This is a genomic window from Micromonospora sp. NPDC053740 (assembly GCF_040677775.1).
Classification (GTDB): Bacteria; Actinomycetota; Actinomycetes; order Mycobacteriales; family Micromonosporaceae; genus Micromonospora; species Micromonospora alfalfae.
Genome location: NZ_JBFASO010000005.1, coordinates 410,387 through 427,070, shown reverse-complemented (window position 1 = coordinate 427,070; position 16,684 = coordinate 410,387). Strand labels below are relative to the sequence as shown.

Here is a 16,684-nt window from a genome sequence, read left to right as displayed (position 1 = left end):
CCGAGCGGAGCGGGGGACCCAGGTGGTGCGGTGCCGGGAACGCCACGGCGGCCCGAGCGGAGTGCGGCGGTGACCGGGGCGACGGAGTCGACGCCGGGCCGGGTGGTGGCAGTGGTGCCGGTCGTCAACGCGGCGAACGCGTTGACCGCCCTGCGGCTGGTGCTGGTGCCGGTCTTCGCCGCCTCGGTGATCATGTCCGGGATGACCCACGCCGGTTGGCGGATGGCAGCCTGCCTGATCTTCGCCGTTGCCTCGGCGACCGACCTGGTGGACGGCTGGATCGCCCGCCGCTTCGGGCTGGTCACGTCGGTGGGCAAGGTGGCCGACCCGATCGCCGACAAGGCGCTGACCGGCGCGGCGCTGGTGCTGCTCTCCTGGTACGACCAACTGCCCTGGTGGGTCACCGCGCTGATTCTCGTCCGCGAGCTGGGCATCACCGGGCTGCGGTTCTGGGTGATCCGGCACGGCGTCATCGCCGCCAGCCGAGGGGGCAAGGTCAAGACCGCGCTCCAGATCCTCGCCATCGCCTGGTACCTCTGGCCGATGCCGGCCGCGCTCGCCACCGTCGGCCCCTGGATCATGGCTGCCGCCGTACTGGTCACTGTCGCCACCGGCTTCGACTACATAGCCCAAGCCCTCCGCCTCCGCCGCCCCCGCTAACCCCCGTCCCCCCCCAGGCCCTCAGGCCCCGCCCACCCCGCCGTTGATCATGAAGTTATTGCCCTCCCCAGCGGCGTGTCGTGACGCTAACTTCATGATCGACCCGCTTGGGTCGGGGTTGGGGTTGGGGGTTGGGGGTTGATGGGTGGGGAAGGAACTGGTGCATGGGGGCTGGGGTGTCGGCGGACGGTGGCGGCGTGGGTGGTGCTGCGGTGGGTGGTGCTGAGGTGGACGGGGCTGAGGTGGGCAGTGCGGCGGCAGGGGTCGTGCACCGGCTGGCCGAGCGGCACGAAACCCTGGCCACTGTCGAATCGCTCACCGGCGGGTCGCTCGCCGCTTCGATCGTGAACATCGCCGGGGTCAGCGGGATCTACCGGGGTGGCCTCGTGGTGTACGCCACCGAGCTGAAGGCGACACTGGCCGGCGTACCCGCTGACCTGCTGTCCGAGCGGGGGCCGGTGGACCCGGACGTGGCGGCGGCGCTCGCCGAGGGCGGCCGGCAGCGGTGCGGCGCGGACTGGGGGCTGGCCACCACCGGAGTCGCCGGCCCCGAGCCGCAGGACGGGAAGCCCGTGGGCCTCGTCTACGTCGCGGTCGCCGGCCCGAACGGCGGGGCGGTCCGCCAGCTCGACCTGGGCGGCGGGCGGGACCACGTCCGCGCGGCGGCCGTGGTCGAGGCGCTCCGGCTGCTCGCCGAGCGACTGGTTGACGCGACCCCGTGAACGCCAGGGCCAGAACCACGCAGGCCGGGACCCGGGCCGGAACTGCGGGCGGGACCATTCGGCGCGCTGCGGAAATGGGCGGCGGCGCGCCCCGGTGAGCCCGTCCCGACGAACCGACGGGCGGGGCGGGATGTCGCCCGGGCCCGCAACGGGTACGGTTGCGGGAAGGCTCCGACGTTCGGGGTCGGCGCGGTCCGCCGCGACCGGCCGCCCAGCGGCGGGCGCGAGGTATCCCTCAGGGGGAGGTGCGATGATCCTGCTACGCCGGGTGATCGGTGACGCACTGCGAGCGCGTCGGCAGGGCCAGCAGCGCACGCTGCGTGAGGTCTCCACCGCCGCCAACGTCAGCCTCGGCTACCTCTCCGAGATTGAACGCGGGCACAAGGAGCCGTCGAGCGAGCTGCTCGCCGCGATCTGCGACGCCCTCGGTGCCCGCCTCTCCGAGCTGCTGCGTGAGGTGAGCGACACTGTGGCGCTCGCCGAGCAGATGCCCGGGGTGCTCGTCTCGATGCAGGACGAGCCGGCCGACGCCGCAGCCAAGAGCACCAACCGGGGTGTCCGTCAGGTCACCTCCAACGGCACTGTCGCTGTCTCGGTCCGCCAGGACTCGCCGCTCAAGGCCACCCTGCGCAGCACCCGGGTCCGCCCGACCGAGCGCGACCGGGACGTGGTCTGCGCGGCCTGAGCCGCCGATCCAGTTGACCATGGGCGGGGTGGCCCCGGCCGCGTAGGGTTGCTCGCAGGAGCCGCCGGTGCTGTCGACCGCCCGGTACGGATGCCTCACTGGCGTTCGGCTGGGACGATGGAGACCTGCCGGTCACGGTCAGCCGGTCCAGCCGGCCCGGCCGTGGTGGAGCGACGCTACTGAGGGGATACCGCGGAGATGGCGAACCCGTTTGTCAAGGGTTGGAACTACCTGATGGCGCTCTTCGGTGCGAAGATCGATGAGCATGCCGATCCCAAGGTGCAGATCCAGCAGGCCATCGAGGATGCCCAGCGGCAGCACCAGGCGCTGGTCCAGCAGGCTGCCGCGGTGATCGGCAACCAGCGTCAGCTGGAGATGAAGCTGTCCCGGCAGATGACCGAGGTCGAGCGGTTGCAGGGCAACGCCCGGCAGGCCCTGGTGCTCTCCGACCAGGCCCGGGCCAAGGGCGACGAGGCCGAGGCGGTGCGGTTCGAGCAGTCCGCGCAGACGCTGGCCAGCCAGCTCGTCTCCGCCGAGCAGGCCACCGAGGACCTGAAGACCCTGCACGACCAGGCGCTGGGCGCCGCCGCCCAGGCCCGCCGAGCGGTCGAGAACAACTCGATGATCCTCCAGCAGAAGCTCGCCGAGCGCACCAAGCTGCTCAGCCAGCTGGAGCAGGCCAAGATGCAGGAGACGGTGGCCCGCTCGCTGGAGTCGATGTCGTCGCTGACCGCGCCCACCAACACCCCGTCGCTGGACGAGGTGCGCGACCGCATCGAGCGGCGGTACGCCAACGCGATGGGTCGCGCCGAACTGGCCGGCAACTCCGTCGAGGGCCGTATGTTGGAGATTCAGAAGGCCACCATCGACTCGGCCGGCTCCGCCCGGCTGGAGCAGATCCGGTCCAGCATGGCGGGGGAGCAGCTCGGCGGCGCGGCCCAGCGACCGGCCGTGCCGCAGGCCGAGAAGACCGGCCCGGCCAACGACCCGACGGCCGCCGCCCGGCTTGACGAACTGCGCGCCAGCATGGCTCGCGAGCGGGGCACCGGCGACCCGACCGCCGCCGGCTGAACGACCGGATCGAGGGGGTCACTGTGGCAGACGAGCGGACCCGGTACTTCCGGAGACTGGGCCGGCTTCGCCGGTCGGCCCGACGGTGGAGCGTGCTGGCCGGTGGGCTCGGCGGCGCGGCGGTGGTGCTGACTCCGTACGCCGGCCTTGGTCTGCCCGACGCGGCCTGGGCCGGCGCCGCGGGCAGCGCGGTGGCGCTCGCCGCCTGGCGCTGGATCGACGTGCGCGCCCTGGCCGCCCAGCCGGCGCCCCCCGCTCTCGACCCGGCCGAAGCGGCGGCCCGGTCACGGGCCCGACTGATCGCCGCCGTCGAGCGGCTGCCGGTCGGCCCGGGCGTGCTCGCCGAGGTACGCCGGGTCCGTTCCCGGATCGCGCTGCGCGGCACCAGCGCCGGGGAGCAATGGGCCCGACTGGACCGGGCGGCGCTCACCCTGGCCGGGATGGCCCCCCGGCTCACCGGGCTGGCCGAGCCGGCGGTCCTGGAGGCCGCCGCCGCCGACCGCTCGCTGCGCGACCTGGCCGCGCGGGTGGCCAGCGTCGAACGCGCGCTGCGGCTGGCCCCGGCCGACGCCCGGCCCCCGCTGGCCGAGGCGCACGCCGCGCTGACCGCTCAACTGGAGGGCGGGGTGGCCGCGTACGAACGGCTTGTGGTCGCCGCCGCCGGCTACCTGGCCGAGGACTCCCGACCGGAGACCGCCCACCCGGCCGCCGACCGGCTCACCGAGGCGACAGACCTGCTGCACGGGGTCGCCGGGGCACTTGCCGAGCTGCGGGCCGTCGGCACCCCGCTGCGCGCGCCGACGCGCTGACAGCGCACGCCCCGCGGCGGCCCGCGGACCCCCGCCGGTCACGGTGGTGTCGTCACCAGGACCGGGCCGGTGTACGGCGAGGTGCCCACGACGTTGAACGACCGGATCCGGTAGTGGTACGTCACGCCCCGGGCCAACCCCGTGTTGGTGAAGCCGCGCCCGGTCACCGTGAAGGTGGCCGTCGCCTGCTCGAAGGCCGGGTCGAGTGCCCGCTGCACGATGAACCCGGACCCCGGGCCGCCCGGTGTGCTCGCCTCCCAGGCCAGGATCACCGTCGCGGTGTCCGGCCCCGGTGCGCTGGCGGTGGCGCTCACCCCGCCGGGGGTTCCCGGCGCGGGCGGCGAGGTCACAGTGGCGACTGTCGACCACGCCGAGGCGGAGCCCAGGTAGGTGGTCCGCACCCGGTAGTAGTACGTGGTGTCCGGTGCCACTGCCGCGTCCAGGTGACTGTCGCCGACCCCGATCGCCGTGGTGCCCGGGCCGCTGGTGAACGTCGGGTTGGTGGCCCGCTGCACGTCGATGCCGGTGGCGAACGAGCGGTTCGTCCAGCGCAGCGCCACGCGCAGCGGCGCGGCTGGCGGGAGCGCCGCGACCAGACCGCTCGGCGCGGCCAGGTGCACCGAGGCGGGTACCCCGTTCGACCAGGACGAGTAGCTGACCGCGTTCTCCGCCCGGATCCGGTAGTGGTAGGTCACCCCGGGGGTCACTGTCGCGTCGGTGTAGCGGGTGGCGGCGGCCGCGACGGTGATCGTGGTGACCTCGCCGCCGAAGGTGGCGTCGGTGGCCCGTTGCAACACGTGGCTGGTGGCTGGCGGTCGCCCGCCGTTGCTGGTCCAGGCAAGCGCGATCGCCGGTAGCGCGGTGGCCGAGCCGGACACCGGTGTGGCGGTCAGCCCGGTCGGCGCCTTCGGCGTCACCCGCAACACCAGCGGCCTGCTCATCCCGCCGTCGCGGTGGCCGGCGAGCTGACTGTGCCAGCGGTACTCCCAGCCCAGGTTGACCAGTTGGTTGACCACAGTGGCCGGTCGACCGTCGATCGGGCTGACCGGCGTCGACCCGGTCCGCGCTCCGGCCCGGCGGCAGGGGTCGAGCAGCCGGACGCTGTCCCCCAGCTTGAACGGCAGCGTCGGCGCGACCGGGCGCAGCGCCACCACCACGTCCTCCCGCGGGTTGACCCGGACGACTCCCTTCCAGCCCAGCTCCGTGCCGTGCGGGAGTCGCAGCGTGCCGTCCCAGCCAACCCGGTTGATCACCTGCACGTCGCAGCCGGCGATATGCAACGGCTCGGTCTGCCGGACGTTGCCGCTGATCCGCCAGAGCTGAGTGCCGTCGGTGGGGGAGCCCACCGGCACGGCGGGGTCGGTGGCGAAGAGCACCTCGGTGACCGGGTCGGTCGCACCGAGCGGCAGCGTCGTCGGGTTGAGCGGCCCGGCGTGTGGGTGCCCGACGCCGAGCCGGCCCGCCGACCGGCCGTGGTCCGGTTCGACGATCTGCTGTGCGGTCTTCACAGCGATCGGCACTGTCACCGGGCCGGTTCCGGCCGTCGGCGTGAACGTCACTGTGGTGGCGTGCACCGGCACCGTCGTCTGCGCCGGGGTCCGGGTGCCGAACGCCGGGTCGTACGCCGGCTGCGGGACGATCGGCGGGCGCTGGCTGGCCGCGTACGCCACTGGCAGCCGTTCGCGCAGCCGGCCCAGGTCGTACGGCGGCTCGGGCGTCCCGGTGACCCGGAACTGGAGCACTGTGCGGGTGTTCGGGCCGTACCCCGGTTCGGTGGCGGGCGGGCCGCCCTCGGCGCTGCGGTCCGGGGCGTCGGTGTGCTGGTCGTAGCGACTGTCGAAGCCGGGCAGCGGGGCCGGGGCGTCGTTGTAGAGGATCAGCGTGCTGCCCGGGGGCACGGCGGAGAAGTCGACGAGCACGTCGGCGCGTTCGCCCGGGGCGAGCAGCACCGTGTGCCCGTCGACGTTCAGCACTGTCGGGTCGAGCCGGTCGTAGCGGTAGCCGATCGGTTGGTTCGGCAGCACCACCGGCGCCGGCAGGAGGCCGGCCTCGTTCCCGATCTGGATGAACTCCGGGCCGGCGGCGCGCGGGTCCGGCACACCGCCGTCGCGTCCGTCGGTCGGCCACCCCGCCGGACGGCCCGCCGCCCGCGCGGCGGGCACCATCGGCACCTCACCGGCGTCGGGGTCGGCGAGCGTGCCGTCGGCCGTCCACATCGCCGCGTCGGAGCGGGCGCGGTAGAGCTGGAGGTTGAGGCTGCGGTCCAGGCAGGCGTTGAGGATCCGGAACCGGTACGCGCGTGGCCGCACCTCCAGGTACGGGTAGGCGACGCCGTTGACGAGCGGGGTGTCGCCGTACGCCTCGGGAACTGCGGACGGGTGCGGTACGCCGGGGCTCAGCGGCGGCTCGTCCGGCGCGCCGACCGGATCGTAATACGGGTTCGGCACCCAGCCGTCGGCGTGGGCGTCGGCGTGGGCGTCGGCCGGGGCGGAGTTGCGGGACCAGGGTCCGTAGTCCCACCGCCCGGTGGGGTTGCGTCCGCCGGAGGAGTACGGGTTCTGCCGGGGTTGGTAGACGTGCGGGTGCCAGAGGCTGCCGAGCGCGCCCCAGCGTTCCCGGTCCCAGGTGGGGTCCTCGGCGGCGAGCTGGGTGTCGTCCGGAACGAACGTCTTGTCCTCGATCACCAACGGCACCTGGTCGGCCGGCAGCACCGCGTCGGCGACGAGCTGGTCCTCGGCCGGGTCGGTGAGCAGGTAGAGCGCGAGCTGTCCGCCGTAGACGGTGAGCCGGGCCAGGCCGAGGGTGTTGTCGTGGAACCACAGGAGCCGGCCGCTCTGCTCGTTCGGGAAGTAGAGAGTGGTGGCGCCGGCGCCGGGCGCCGGCATGTCCGGCACGTGGGCCAGGCCGGGGCCGGTCGGGTACGGGGTGATCTCCCCGGCCGGGGTGATCCACTGCCCCGGGTTGCCCGCGCTGGTCCAGCCGGTCTGCGCCCCGGCCAGGTGCAGCACGGCCCGGTTCTGCGGGTACGGCGCCGGTCCGTCCAGTGGGCCCGGACCGGCCCCCTCGATGGTGTCGTCGACGGGCAGGAACAGCTCGCCGGACCGACCGGTGGGGAGCTGGTTGATGAACTTCACCCGGACCGGTCGACCTCGACGGGCGTAGATCATCGGCCCGAGGTGCCACAGTCGCTCCGGAGGCGCCACAGTGTTGTGTCCGGCCGGGTCGGTGCCCAGGTTGAGTTGCCGGTAGCCGCGCAGCCGGGTGACCGGCAGGTCCCGGTGCAGCCGCTGGGCGTACTCCTGTAGGCCGATCTCGTAGTAGTCGCAGCCCGGATAGCTGATGGTGTCCGGCACCGCCACCGGCAGGTGGCTGCCGAGGTCGCCGTGGCCTGGCTGGCCCGGGACGGGCAGTGGGTCGACGAACTTGCGCAGCCCGGTTCCGGCCACCACCTGCCCGTCGGGGCCGCGCGTCGGGCGGGGGCTGTACGCGAAGTTCGGCACCGGACCGAAGTAGCGGGGCACGACGGCCGGGTCCAGGCTCGGCGTGACAACGGCCTCCTCGGCGGTACGCGGGGTCGGCACGGACGCCGCCCGGCCGTCGGCGCCGGTGTCGCGGGTGGTCCGCTCGAAGAAGGTGGAGCGGAGTCTGCGGAACATCGCCATGACTCTCCCCGGTTCGGGGCGCGAGGGCCGCCACCCCGGCGTGGGGGACCTCGGCACTCTGCTGACGGTCGGTGAGCGCTCAACCGCAGCATGCGACTCCGGCGGCCGGTTAGGAATTACCCAATCGTCCGTTTCTGCCATGGATCCCGTCTGGCGGGAGCCTGGTCAGTCGGATGACGACGGACCCGGACGCTCGGGCTGGCAGACCGGGCACCAGTAGGTGACCCGTTCGCCCAGCTCCTCCTTGCGGATCGCGGTGCCGCAACGGCGGCAGGGCTGGGCGCGGCGGCCGTACACGTAACTGGTCTGCCCCCGGTGCAGGGAGCCGGTGCTGCTCTGCGTCCACCGGCCCCGGTTGGCGGCGAGCAGCCGCTGTGCGAGGGCCACCAGGCCCGGCAGGTCGGGCACTCCGCCGACCGGGGTCCACGGTGACACGCCCCGCAGGAACAGCACCTCGCACTTGTAGAGGTTGCCCACGCCGGCCAGGTTGCGCTGGTCGAGCAGCGCCTCGCCGATTGTCTGCTCCGGGTGCTCGGCGAGCCGACGGACCGCCTCGGCCGGGTCCCAGTCGGAGCCGAGCAGGTCGGGGCCGAGGTGGCCGACCAACTGGTCCTCCTCCGAGGTCGGCACCAGGGTCACCTCGTGCAGGTGGTAGCCGACCGCGACAGCGCCGGGGCTGCGCAGCACCACCCGGATCAGGTGCGCGGGCCGGCCGCTCCAGCGTTCCCCTGGGGCGTACGCCCGCCAGGCGCCGTCCATCCGCAGGTGGGAGTGCAGGGTCCAGTGCTCCTGGGTCGGGGCGTCGAGCCGCAGCAGCAGGTGCTTGCCCCGGCTGGCCGACTCGCGGACGGTCCAGTTGGTGAGGTCCGTGGTCGCCAGTTGTGGCACCCGGAAGTCACTGCCGGTGATCCGCGCGCCGGCGAGCGCACGGTGCAGCACGCGCGCGGTGTTCCAGACTGTGTCGCCTTCGGGCACTCTGCCATCCTCCCTCTTTCGAGCAAGATTCGCATGTGTCGCTATTTGTACTCAGGTTCCTCATGATCTCCTGACATGCGAAGGTCAGGGGGTTCTGAGGAGAATGCCCATGACGCGACCCTCTTGTCGTATCCCATCCGTCGCCCTCATCGCCACCCTCGCCCTCCTGCTCACCGCAGCGCTCCTACCCGCGACCGGCCCTGCTCCGGCCGCGCCCGGCGGCGCTCCGATCACCCTCGTCGCCGCGGCACCCGGCGACGAACTGTGGAGCGCCGACCTCACCATCGTCGACGGCGACGATGTCAACGTCCGGCGTACCAGCGCCGGCCTCCGCCTGCGGGAGGCCCGGTCCAACGGGCGCGGCGCCCGCAGCCCGCACAGCGCGGTAGCCGAGGGGATGCTGCTGACCGCTCCCCGCACCCTCGCCCGGCCGGCCACCCGGGTCCGTGCCGAGATCAACGCCGCGGTTCCGGCCGGGGCGACAGTGGAGGCGCAGGTCCGCGGCTGGCGGGCCGCCGGCTGGACGGAGTGGCGGGCGGCCACCACCGGCGCGGTCTTCGACCGGCCGGTCAGCCGGGTGCAGACCCGGGTGGTGCTCACCGCCCCCGATGGCGGCGCCACGGCGACGGTACGGCGTGTGCAGCTCACCGCCGACGCGAACGCCGCCGTCTCCGCCGCCACGCCCGGCCGCACCTACCGGGTGTACGCCACCCGCATCGGGCTGGTGGGTGAACTGACCGCCAACGGCCGTACCGTGCAACCCCGGGACCACTTCGCGGCGCTGCCGTCGCGGCGCGGCCTTTCCCCGCTCAACACCGGTGACTACACGGTGCGGGTCTGCACCACGAGCGGCTCCCGCTGCGAGTACGCCCCGGTCTGGGACGTCGGGCCGTGGAACACCCGCGACGACTACTGGAACCCCTCATCGGTCCGGGAGAACTGGAAGAACCTGCCGCAGGGCCGGCCCGAGGCGCAGGCCGCGTACCAGTCCGGCTACAACGGCGGACGGGACCAGTTCGGGCGGACCGTGCTCAACCCGGCCGGCATCGACCTGGCCGACGGCACGTTCTGGGACGGGTTGCGGCTGACCACCAACGCCTGGGTGGACGTCGCCTACCTGTGGACCGGAGGCGGGCCGCGCGGCGTGGTCGGTGACGGCCCGCTCAACATCCGCACCGGGGCCAGCACGTCGTACGCGACGCGTGGCCTCGCCGCCCGGCTGGCCCACGTGCCGATCCAGTGCTACGTCACCGGTCAGTCGGTTGCCGGCCCCTACCGGACCACCACCCGCTGGAACCGTCTCACCAGTGGCCAGTACGTCAGCCACGCGTACATCTCCAGCGTGTACGGCGGAAGCGTGCCGGTCTGCTGAGCCACGCTCACCCCGTCGGGCGCCCCGTCGACGTCAGGGGCGCTCGTCGGGGCGAGCCGTGCGCACCATGTCCTGGTAGCGCGGGTGGCTGGCACCGTAGACGGCGTAGTTGAGACGGGCGTGCGTGAGGCTCAGGTCGCCGTTGGGGCCGCCCCGCACGGCGTCGGCGTCGGCGTCGGTCTGGCCGTCGTCGGTCCAGAAACAGACGGGGCAGGTCCCCCCGCCGGTCCGGGATGCACAGCAGGGACAGCCCACAGGAACCACATGCTCACCCACCGGAGAAGCATTCCACAGTCGAACATCAGCCCGATACCCGCAGGAGGTCCCCCGGGGAGGTCGCGAGGAGGTCCGCGGCTCGCCCGCCGTTGACAGCGACAGCGACCAGGCCGGCCGAATCGACGTACGCCACCAGGCCACCGGCCGGGGCGTCGCCGAAGGTCCGCCCGTGCACCGCCACAAGGGCCGGCACCGGCCCCGGCGGGCCCACCCGGAGCGTGGCCGGCAGCGGATCGAGCAGCCCGGCCGGCGCGGCCAGTTGGACGTTGCCGAAGTGGTCCACGGTCAGCACCTCTGCGGTGAAGCCCTCCGCGTCCCGGGTCACCGTCGGCGTCGGAAGTCGCACCAACCCGGCCGGGTCGACCGGCGGGCCCGCGTCGGCCAGCGGCGCGCCGAGCGCCAGCCGGGCCGCCACCGGCGCGAAGACGTCGCGGCCGTGGAACGTGTCGGACACCCGGGGGGCCAGCCAGCGCGACCCGGTCAGCTCGACCGCGTCGGTCACCCCACCGAGCGCGGTGGCCGCGTCCAGCAGCAACCCGTTGTCCGGGCCGACCAGCAACCCGCCCGGGGTGGCCAGCGCGACTCCCCGTCGGGCGGTGCCCACTCCCGGATCGACCACCGCCACGTGCACTCCCACCGGCAGGTACGGCACTGTCTGCGCCAGCACGGCGGCACCGCGCCGGACGTCCGCCGGCGGCACCAGATGGGTCACGTCGATCACCCGGGCGGCCGGCGCGATCCGGGCGACGACCCCGTGGCAGGCGGCCACGAAGCCGTCGGTGAGGCCGTAGTCGGTGGTCAGCGAGATCCAGGGCACTGCGGACATGCCCGCAGGCTAGTAGAACAGCGGCGTGCTGGCGGATACGGGACAGCGCAGTGGCCGACCGGCCCCTCCCGCCGCCGGAGGACGTTGGGCAGACTGCCCTGGTGACAACTCGGAACCTCCCCGCAGTCGGAATCCTGCTGGTCGCCGTCGCCCTCAGCGCCGGTTGTGGCAGTGACGACGACGGCAGCCCGACCGCGAACCCGTCCGTCTCGTCCGAGGCGGCCCCGACCGGCCTGCCGACGCCCCAAACCGCACCCAGTGCCGACGGCGCGACCCCGCCCTCCGCCGCCGCGCAGGGCACGACGCAGCGGCGGCCGGCCAGCCCGCCGCCGGTGGTGCTGCCCAAGCGCCCGGCCGCTGCGCCCGGCGCGAAGCAGGTAGTCGACGCTTTCCGGGCCGCCGGCCTGAAGGTGCCGCGCCCGAAGGACCGCTCGGTCGACTGTGGGCCGGACGGCCTCGGCCTGGGTTGTTCCGAGCTGATGGCCACCGACGCCGTCACCGTCTACGTCTTCCCGGACGAGACCAGCGCCAGCGACATCGCGGAGACCTGGGGTGGCCAGTCGTACCGGCGTGGCGCTGTGGTGCTGAACTACCTGGAGGCGAAGACCCCGGCCGCCGACCGCCCGCGCTACGAGAAGGTGCTCAACGACCTGCACTGAGCGCTGACGCGTCGGCGTGACCGAGACGTGCTGTTCTATTGACTGTGATGTCTGTGAGTCATCGTGATGACTCACAGACATCAGGCTCTGTGCGGCTTTGCCCTCGGCGGGGGTTTGGCTGGCCGGTTGGGCATCGGGCGTCGATCGGCGCGTGCGCTCGTTCCCGTTGGTCGACGGGCAGCCGCGCACGCCCGGCACACAATGGTGGGCCGTCACTGACTGTCAGCCGCGCAGGCGCAGGCCGCGGGGGGTGGCCCGGAAGCCGGCGGCGGTCAACGCGTCCCGCAGCGGCGACGAGTGCACCGCCTCGCCATCGGCCCGCTCCACCGACATCGCGCCCAACGCCCCGGAGTGGACGGCGTCGGCGAGCGCCTTGCCGGCCGCACCGAGCGTGTCGGTGTCGTCGGTGAAGGACAGCAGCGTTCGGCCGCCGCGTTCGACGTAGAGGACGAGGTCACCACCGACCTGCACCACCAGGGCACCCGCCTTGCGGCCGGCCCGGTGCCCGGTCGCCGGGGTGGCACCGTCGCCGGAGTCGATCACCCGTTCCGGCCAGGGCAGCGCCGCGCCGTACGGGTTGGCCGGGTCGGTCGCGGCGAGCACAGTAGCCACCGCGCCCCGACCCCGGGCGCCGTCGGTCGGCTCGGCCAGCGCGCGCAGCCGGTCCACCGCACCGGGTACGGCGAACTGCGCCGCCCCGAGCCCTTCGACGAAGTAACCCCGGCGGGCCGCGCCGCGCTCCTCCAGCGCCGACAGCACCGGGTAGACCGCCGAGAACCCGCCGACCACCTGCTCGGCCATCACCGCGCCCCGGGTGACCACCCCGTGCCGCTCCAGCAGCAGGTCGGCGAGCGCGGCGGCGCGCCGGGTCGGGTCGAGGTCCCGATCCGGGAGACGCGACCAGCGGCCGGCGACTGTCGGCGGGCCACCCCGGGTCGGCAGCGCCACCCGGCCGGGCCGCCGGTAACGGGTGCGCGGCGCGGACGGCCGGGAGCGGTGCGCGCCGCCGGCACCGAGCACCGCGCGCAGCGGGGCGAGGGTGTCGTTGCTGAGGTGCCCCGCCCAGACCAGATCCCAGATCACAGCGGTCAACGCGGCGTCGTCGGTCGACCCGACCCGGTCGGCCAGCGGGCGGAAGAAGAGCGCCTGCCCGTCGCCGAGCGCGTCGAGCACCGCGTCGTGCAGCGGGGTACGGGTCAACGCCTCGTCGGGCGGCGGGAGCAGCAGCGGCGCGGCGTCCGCGTACGCCAGGGTGACCCAGCCGTCGCCCCCGGAGATCGCACCCGACCCCGCCCAGAGCACCTCCCCGCTGGCGCACAGCTCGTCCAGCTGGGCGGGGGAGTAGTCCGCGACCCGGGCGGGCAGCACCAACCGCTCCAGCGCGGACGCCGGCACCGCAGTGCCCTGCAACTGCTCCACAGTGGCGGCGAGCGCCTCCACACCTCGGGCGGACGAGCCGACCTGCTGCCAGCGCGGCAGGAACGTGGCGAGGGCCCGGGGCGGCACCGGCTCGATCTCCCGGCGCAGCGCCGCCAGCGAGCGGCGGCGCAGCATCCGCAGCACCTCGGCGTCGCACCATTGAGCGCCGGCGGAATCCGGAGTGAACTCACCGGACACCACCCGCCCGGTGGCGCCGAGCCGGCGCAGCGCCTGCTCGACCACGAAGACCCCGAGCCCGAACCGGGCCGCGCAGCTGGCCGCGGCGAACGGCCCGTGGGTGCGGGCGTAGCGGGCGACCAGGTCGCCGAGCGGGTCGGCCACCGGGGCGAGGTAAGCCTCGGCCACCCCCATCGGCAGTGCCACGCCGAGGGCGTCGCGCAGGCGGGCGGCGTCTTCGACGCCCACCCAGCGCTGCTCGCCCGCGATCCGGACCCGCAGCACCCGGCGGGTGGCCTCCAGCTCGCTGAGCCACGTCTGCGGCACACCCCGCTCGGTCAACTCGGCGTCGCTCAGGTCACCGAGCACCCGCAGCAGCTCGACGACGTCCTCGGCGTCGCGGGGGCGGCGCTGATCGGTAAGCCACCGCAGCTGCCGGTCGGTCTCGGTGAGCACCGCCGGGTCGAGCAGCTCCCGCAGGTCAACCCGGCCGAGCAGCTCGCCGAGGAGCGTGGAGTCGAGGGCGAGTGCGGCGGCGCGGCGCTCGGCCAGCGGGGCGTCGCCCTCGTAGAGGAACGCGCCGACGTAGCCGAAGAGCAGCGACCGCGCGAACGGCGACGGGGCGCTGGTCTCCACCTCGACCAGCCGCACCTTGCGGGTGGCCAGGTCGCGCATCAACCCGGCCAGCGCGGGTTGGTCGAAGACGTCCTGGAGGCACTCCCGAGCAGCCTCCAGGGTGACCGGGAAGTCCGCGTACTCGCGGGCGACGTCGAGCAGTTGCGCGGCGCGTTGCCGTTGCTGCCAGAGCGGTTGGCGGCGGCGCGGGTCGCGGCGCGGCAGCAGCAGCGACCGGGCGGCGCACTCCCGGAAACGGGCGGCGAAGAGGGCGGAGGTGCCGACCGACTCCTCCACGAGCTGGGTGATCTCGTCGGGCTCGAAGACCACCACGTCGGCGCCGGGCGGCTCGTCGGCGGTGTCCGGAAGACGCACCACGATGCCGTCGTCGGAGGGCATCACCTGCGCGTCGACCCCGTACCGCTCGGCCAGCCGGCGGCCCACAGCGAGGGCCCAGGGTCCGTTGACCCGGGCACCGAGCACGCTGTGCACGGCCAGCCGCCAGTCACCGAGCTCGTCGCGGAACCGCTCGACCACTACCGTGCGGTCGTCGGGAAGCGAGCGGGTCGCCTCCCGCTGGTCGCGCAGGTAGGCCATCAGGTTGCGGGCGGCCCAGTCGTCCAACCCGCCGTCGCGCAGCGCGGCCAGGGCCGCCTCGTCGGTCTGGCGCAGCAGAGCGCGCACCCGGGCGCCGATGGCCCGGCCCAGCTCCACCGGCCGGCCCAGCTGGTCGCCCTTCCAGAACGGCATGCGTGCGGCCTGGCCCGGAGCGGGCGACACCAGCACCCGGTCCGGAGTGATCTCCTCGATCCGCCAGGAGGACGAGCCGAGCAGGAAGACGTCGCCGACCCGGGACTCGTAGACCATCTCCTCGTCCAGCTCGCCGACCCGGGCGGCCCGCTCGGCGCCGGCCAGGAACACCCCGAACAGGCCCCGGTCGGGGATCGTTCCGCCGCTGGTCACCGCGAGGCGTTGCGCTCCCTGGCGGCCGGTGAGCAGGTCGGTGGCCCGGTCCCAGACCAGCCGGGGACGCAGCTCGGCGAACGCCGTGGACGGGTAGCGGCCGGAGAGCATGTCGAGCACTGCGTGCAGCGCCGAGTCGGGAAGCTCGGCGAAGGGCGCGGCCCGGCGGACCAGCACCGCCAGGTCGCCGAGCGGCCACGGCTCCAGCGCCACCATCGCGACGATCTGCTGGGCCAGCACGTCCAGGGGGTTGCGCGGGTAGTGCAGCTCCTCGATCGCGCCGGCGGTCATCCGCTCGGCGACCACCGCGCAGGAGAGCAGGTCGCCGCGGTGCTTGGGGAAGACCACCCCCCGCGAGACCGCGCCCACCTGGTGCCCGGCCCGGCCGACCCGTTGCAGGCCGGCGGCCACGCTGGGCGGCGCCTCGATCTGCACCACCAGGTCGACCGCGCCCATGTCGATGCCGAGCTCCAGGCTGGAGGTGGCCACCACAGCCGGGAGCTGGCCGGACTTGAGCGCCTCCTCGATGTGCTTGCGTTCCTCCCGGGAGACGCTGCCGTGGTGGGCGCGCGCGATCACGGGCGCCGCGCCGGTGGCCGCGCCGGACTGGGCCATCACCTCGGCCGGCGGCCGGTTGCGCACCGGACCGGCGGGGCCACCCCAGCTCTGCGCGCCGGACGCCGGGTCACCGTCGCCCGCCGGGTCGTCGCCGGTCGGCAACCCCTCCGGTACGCCGATCGCGCCCTCGCCCGACGCGGATGCGGCCACCGCCTCGGCGGCAAGCTCGTTGAGCCGGGCGCACAGTCGCTCGGCACTGCGCCGGGAGTTGGTGAAGACGATTGTCGAGCGGTGCTGCCCGATGAGCGTGAAGACCCGCTCCTCCACGGCCGGCCAGATCGACGCCCGGCGTGGCCCGGGGCCGCCGAGGTCGTCCTCCGGTGGCTGCTCCTGCTCGTCCAGGCGGGTCATGTCCTCCACCGGGACCTGCACGCTGACCTCGATGGTCTTCGGGGTGGCCGGCTGCACCACGTCGACCGGGCGGGCGCCGCCGAGGAACTGCGCGCAGGCGTCGATCGGCCGGACGGTGGCCGAGAGGCCGATGCGCTGTGCCGGGGCGGGCAGCAACTCGTCGAGGCGTTCGAGGGAGAGGGCGAGGTGGGCGCCGCGTTTGCTGCCGGCCACCGCGTGCACCTCGTCGACGATCACCGTCTGGACGCCGCGCAGCGAGTCGCGAGCCGCGGACGTGAGTAGCAGGAACAGCGACTCGGGGGTGGTGATGAGGATGTCCGGCGGAGTGCGGGCGAAAGCTCGGCGCTCGTCGGCGGGCGTGTCGCCGGTGCGCATGCCGACGGTGATGTCGGGCGGTGCGACGCCCAACCGGGTGGCCGCCTGCCGGATGCCGGCCAGCGGGGCGCGCAGGTTGCGCTCCACGTCGACGGCGAGAGCCTTGAGCGGGCTGACGTAGAGCACGCGGCACCGTTGGCGGGCCTCGGCCGGTGCTGGCTCGCGGGCGAGTCGGTCCAGTGACCAGAGAAAGGCCGCGAGCGTCTTGCCCGAGCCGGTGGGCGCCACCACCAGCGCGTTGCGGCCAGCGGCGACCGACCGCCAGGCGCCGGTCTGCGCGGCGGTCGGGGCGGCGAAGGCGTTGTCGAACCAGGCGCGGGTGGCCGGACCGAACCCGGCCAGCACCGCGCCGGCGTCTGCCTCTGCCCCGGTCACCGGTCCATCGTGCCCCGCCGGTCCGACATCCACGAGCGACCTCACGACGGAATGAGCCAGCAAGAGGCAAAAAG

The 16,684-nt window shown here is 74.1% G+C and carries 12 protein-coding genes; 7 read left to right on the top strand and 5 right to left on the bottom strand.

Going from position 1 to position 16,684, the window contains the following annotated elements:
• Window positions 1-69: 69 nt before the first annotated feature.
• The 5 genes from pgsA to AB0K35_RS17070 all read left to right on the top strand — a co-directional run bounded on the left by pgsA (window position 70) and on the right by AB0K35_RS17070 (window position 3,947).
• A complete protein-coding gene (pgsA, locus tag AB0K35_RS17090) occupies window positions 70-660 on the top strand; it encodes a CDP-diacylglycerol--glycerol-3-phosphate 3-phosphatidyltransferase (protein ID WP_238671778.1) in 591 nt (196 codons plus the stop codon).
• A 266-nt stretch (window positions 661-926) separates the two neighbouring features.
• On the top strand, window positions 927-1,382 hold the full coding sequence (locus AB0K35_RS17085) for a CinA family protein (RefSeq protein ID WP_238671971.1): 456 nt from the start codon (window positions 927-929) through the stop codon (window positions 1,380-1,382).
• A 250-nt stretch (window positions 1,383-1,632) separates the two neighbouring features.
• Window positions 1,633-2,067, top strand: coding sequence for a helix-turn-helix transcriptional regulator (locus AB0K35_RS17080; protein WP_238671779.1), 435 nt, complete (start codon window positions 1,633-1,635; stop codon window positions 2,065-2,067).
• A 198-nt stretch (window positions 2,068-2,265) separates the two neighbouring features.
• Window positions 2,266-3,138 (top strand): PspA/IM30 family protein, encoded by an 873-nt coding sequence (locus tag AB0K35_RS17075; protein ID WP_112586609.1) that lies wholly within the window; start codon window positions 2,266-2,268, stop codon window positions 3,136-3,138.
• Window positions 3,139-3,161: 23 nt separating this feature from the next.
• A complete protein-coding gene (locus AB0K35_RS17070) occupies window positions 3,162-3,947 on the top strand; it encodes a hypothetical protein (protein WP_091400455.1) in 786 nt (261 codons plus the stop codon).
• 38 nt (window positions 3,948-3,985) lie between these two features.
• Here the strand turns inward: AB0K35_RS17070 and AB0K35_RS17065 are convergent, their stop codons facing one another.
• On the bottom strand, window positions 3,986-7,609 hold the full coding sequence (locus AB0K35_RS17065; RefSeq protein ID WP_363886102.1) for a hypothetical protein: 3,624 nt from the start codon (window positions 7,607-7,609) through the stop codon (window positions 3,986-3,988).
• 165 nt (window positions 7,610-7,774) lie between these two features.
• Window positions 7,775-8,584 (bottom strand): DNA-formamidopyrimidine glycosylase family protein, encoded by an 810-nt coding sequence (locus AB0K35_RS17060; protein WP_238671782.1) that lies wholly within the window; start codon window positions 8,582-8,584, stop codon window positions 7,775-7,777.
• A 109-nt stretch (window positions 8,585-8,693) separates the two neighbouring features.
• On the opposite strand from AB0K35_RS17060, the gene AB0K35_RS17055 reads away from it, so the two are divergent.
• Complete coding sequence (locus AB0K35_RS17055; RefSeq protein WP_363886099.1) at window positions 8,694-9,956, top strand: hypothetical protein; 1,263 nt, start codon at window positions 8,694-8,696, stop codon at window positions 9,954-9,956.
• A gap of 33 nt (window positions 9,957-9,989) precedes the next feature.
• Here the strand turns inward: AB0K35_RS17055 and AB0K35_RS17050 are convergent, their stop codons facing one another.
• The gene (locus tag AB0K35_RS17050) at window positions 9,990-10,232 is read right to left on the bottom strand and encodes a CPCC family cysteine-rich protein (protein WP_238671784.1); all 243 of its coding nucleotides are present in this window, start codon (window positions 10,230-10,232) and stop codon (window positions 9,990-9,992) included.
• 25 nt (window positions 10,233-10,257) lie between these two features.
• Complete coding sequence (locus tag AB0K35_RS17045) at window positions 10,258-11,058, bottom strand: SAM-dependent chlorinase/fluorinase (protein WP_238671785.1); 801 nt, start codon at window positions 11,056-11,058, stop codon at window positions 10,258-10,260.
• 101 nt (window positions 11,059-11,159) lie between these two features.
• On the opposite strand from AB0K35_RS17045, the gene AB0K35_RS17040 reads away from it, so the two are divergent.
• Window positions 11,160-11,717, top strand: a complete 558-nt coding sequence (locus tag AB0K35_RS17040; protein WP_238671786.1) for a hypothetical protein — start codon at window positions 11,160-11,162, stop codon at window positions 11,715-11,717.
• 222 nt (window positions 11,718-11,939) lie between these two features.
• Here AB0K35_RS17040 and AB0K35_RS17035 read toward each other — a convergent pair whose 3' ends face one another.
• On the bottom strand, window positions 11,940-16,610 hold the full coding sequence (locus AB0K35_RS17035) for a DEAD/DEAH box helicase (protein ID WP_363886097.1): 4,671 nt from the start codon (window positions 16,608-16,610) through the stop codon (window positions 11,940-11,942).
• Window positions 16,611-16,684: the final 74 nt, after the last annotated feature.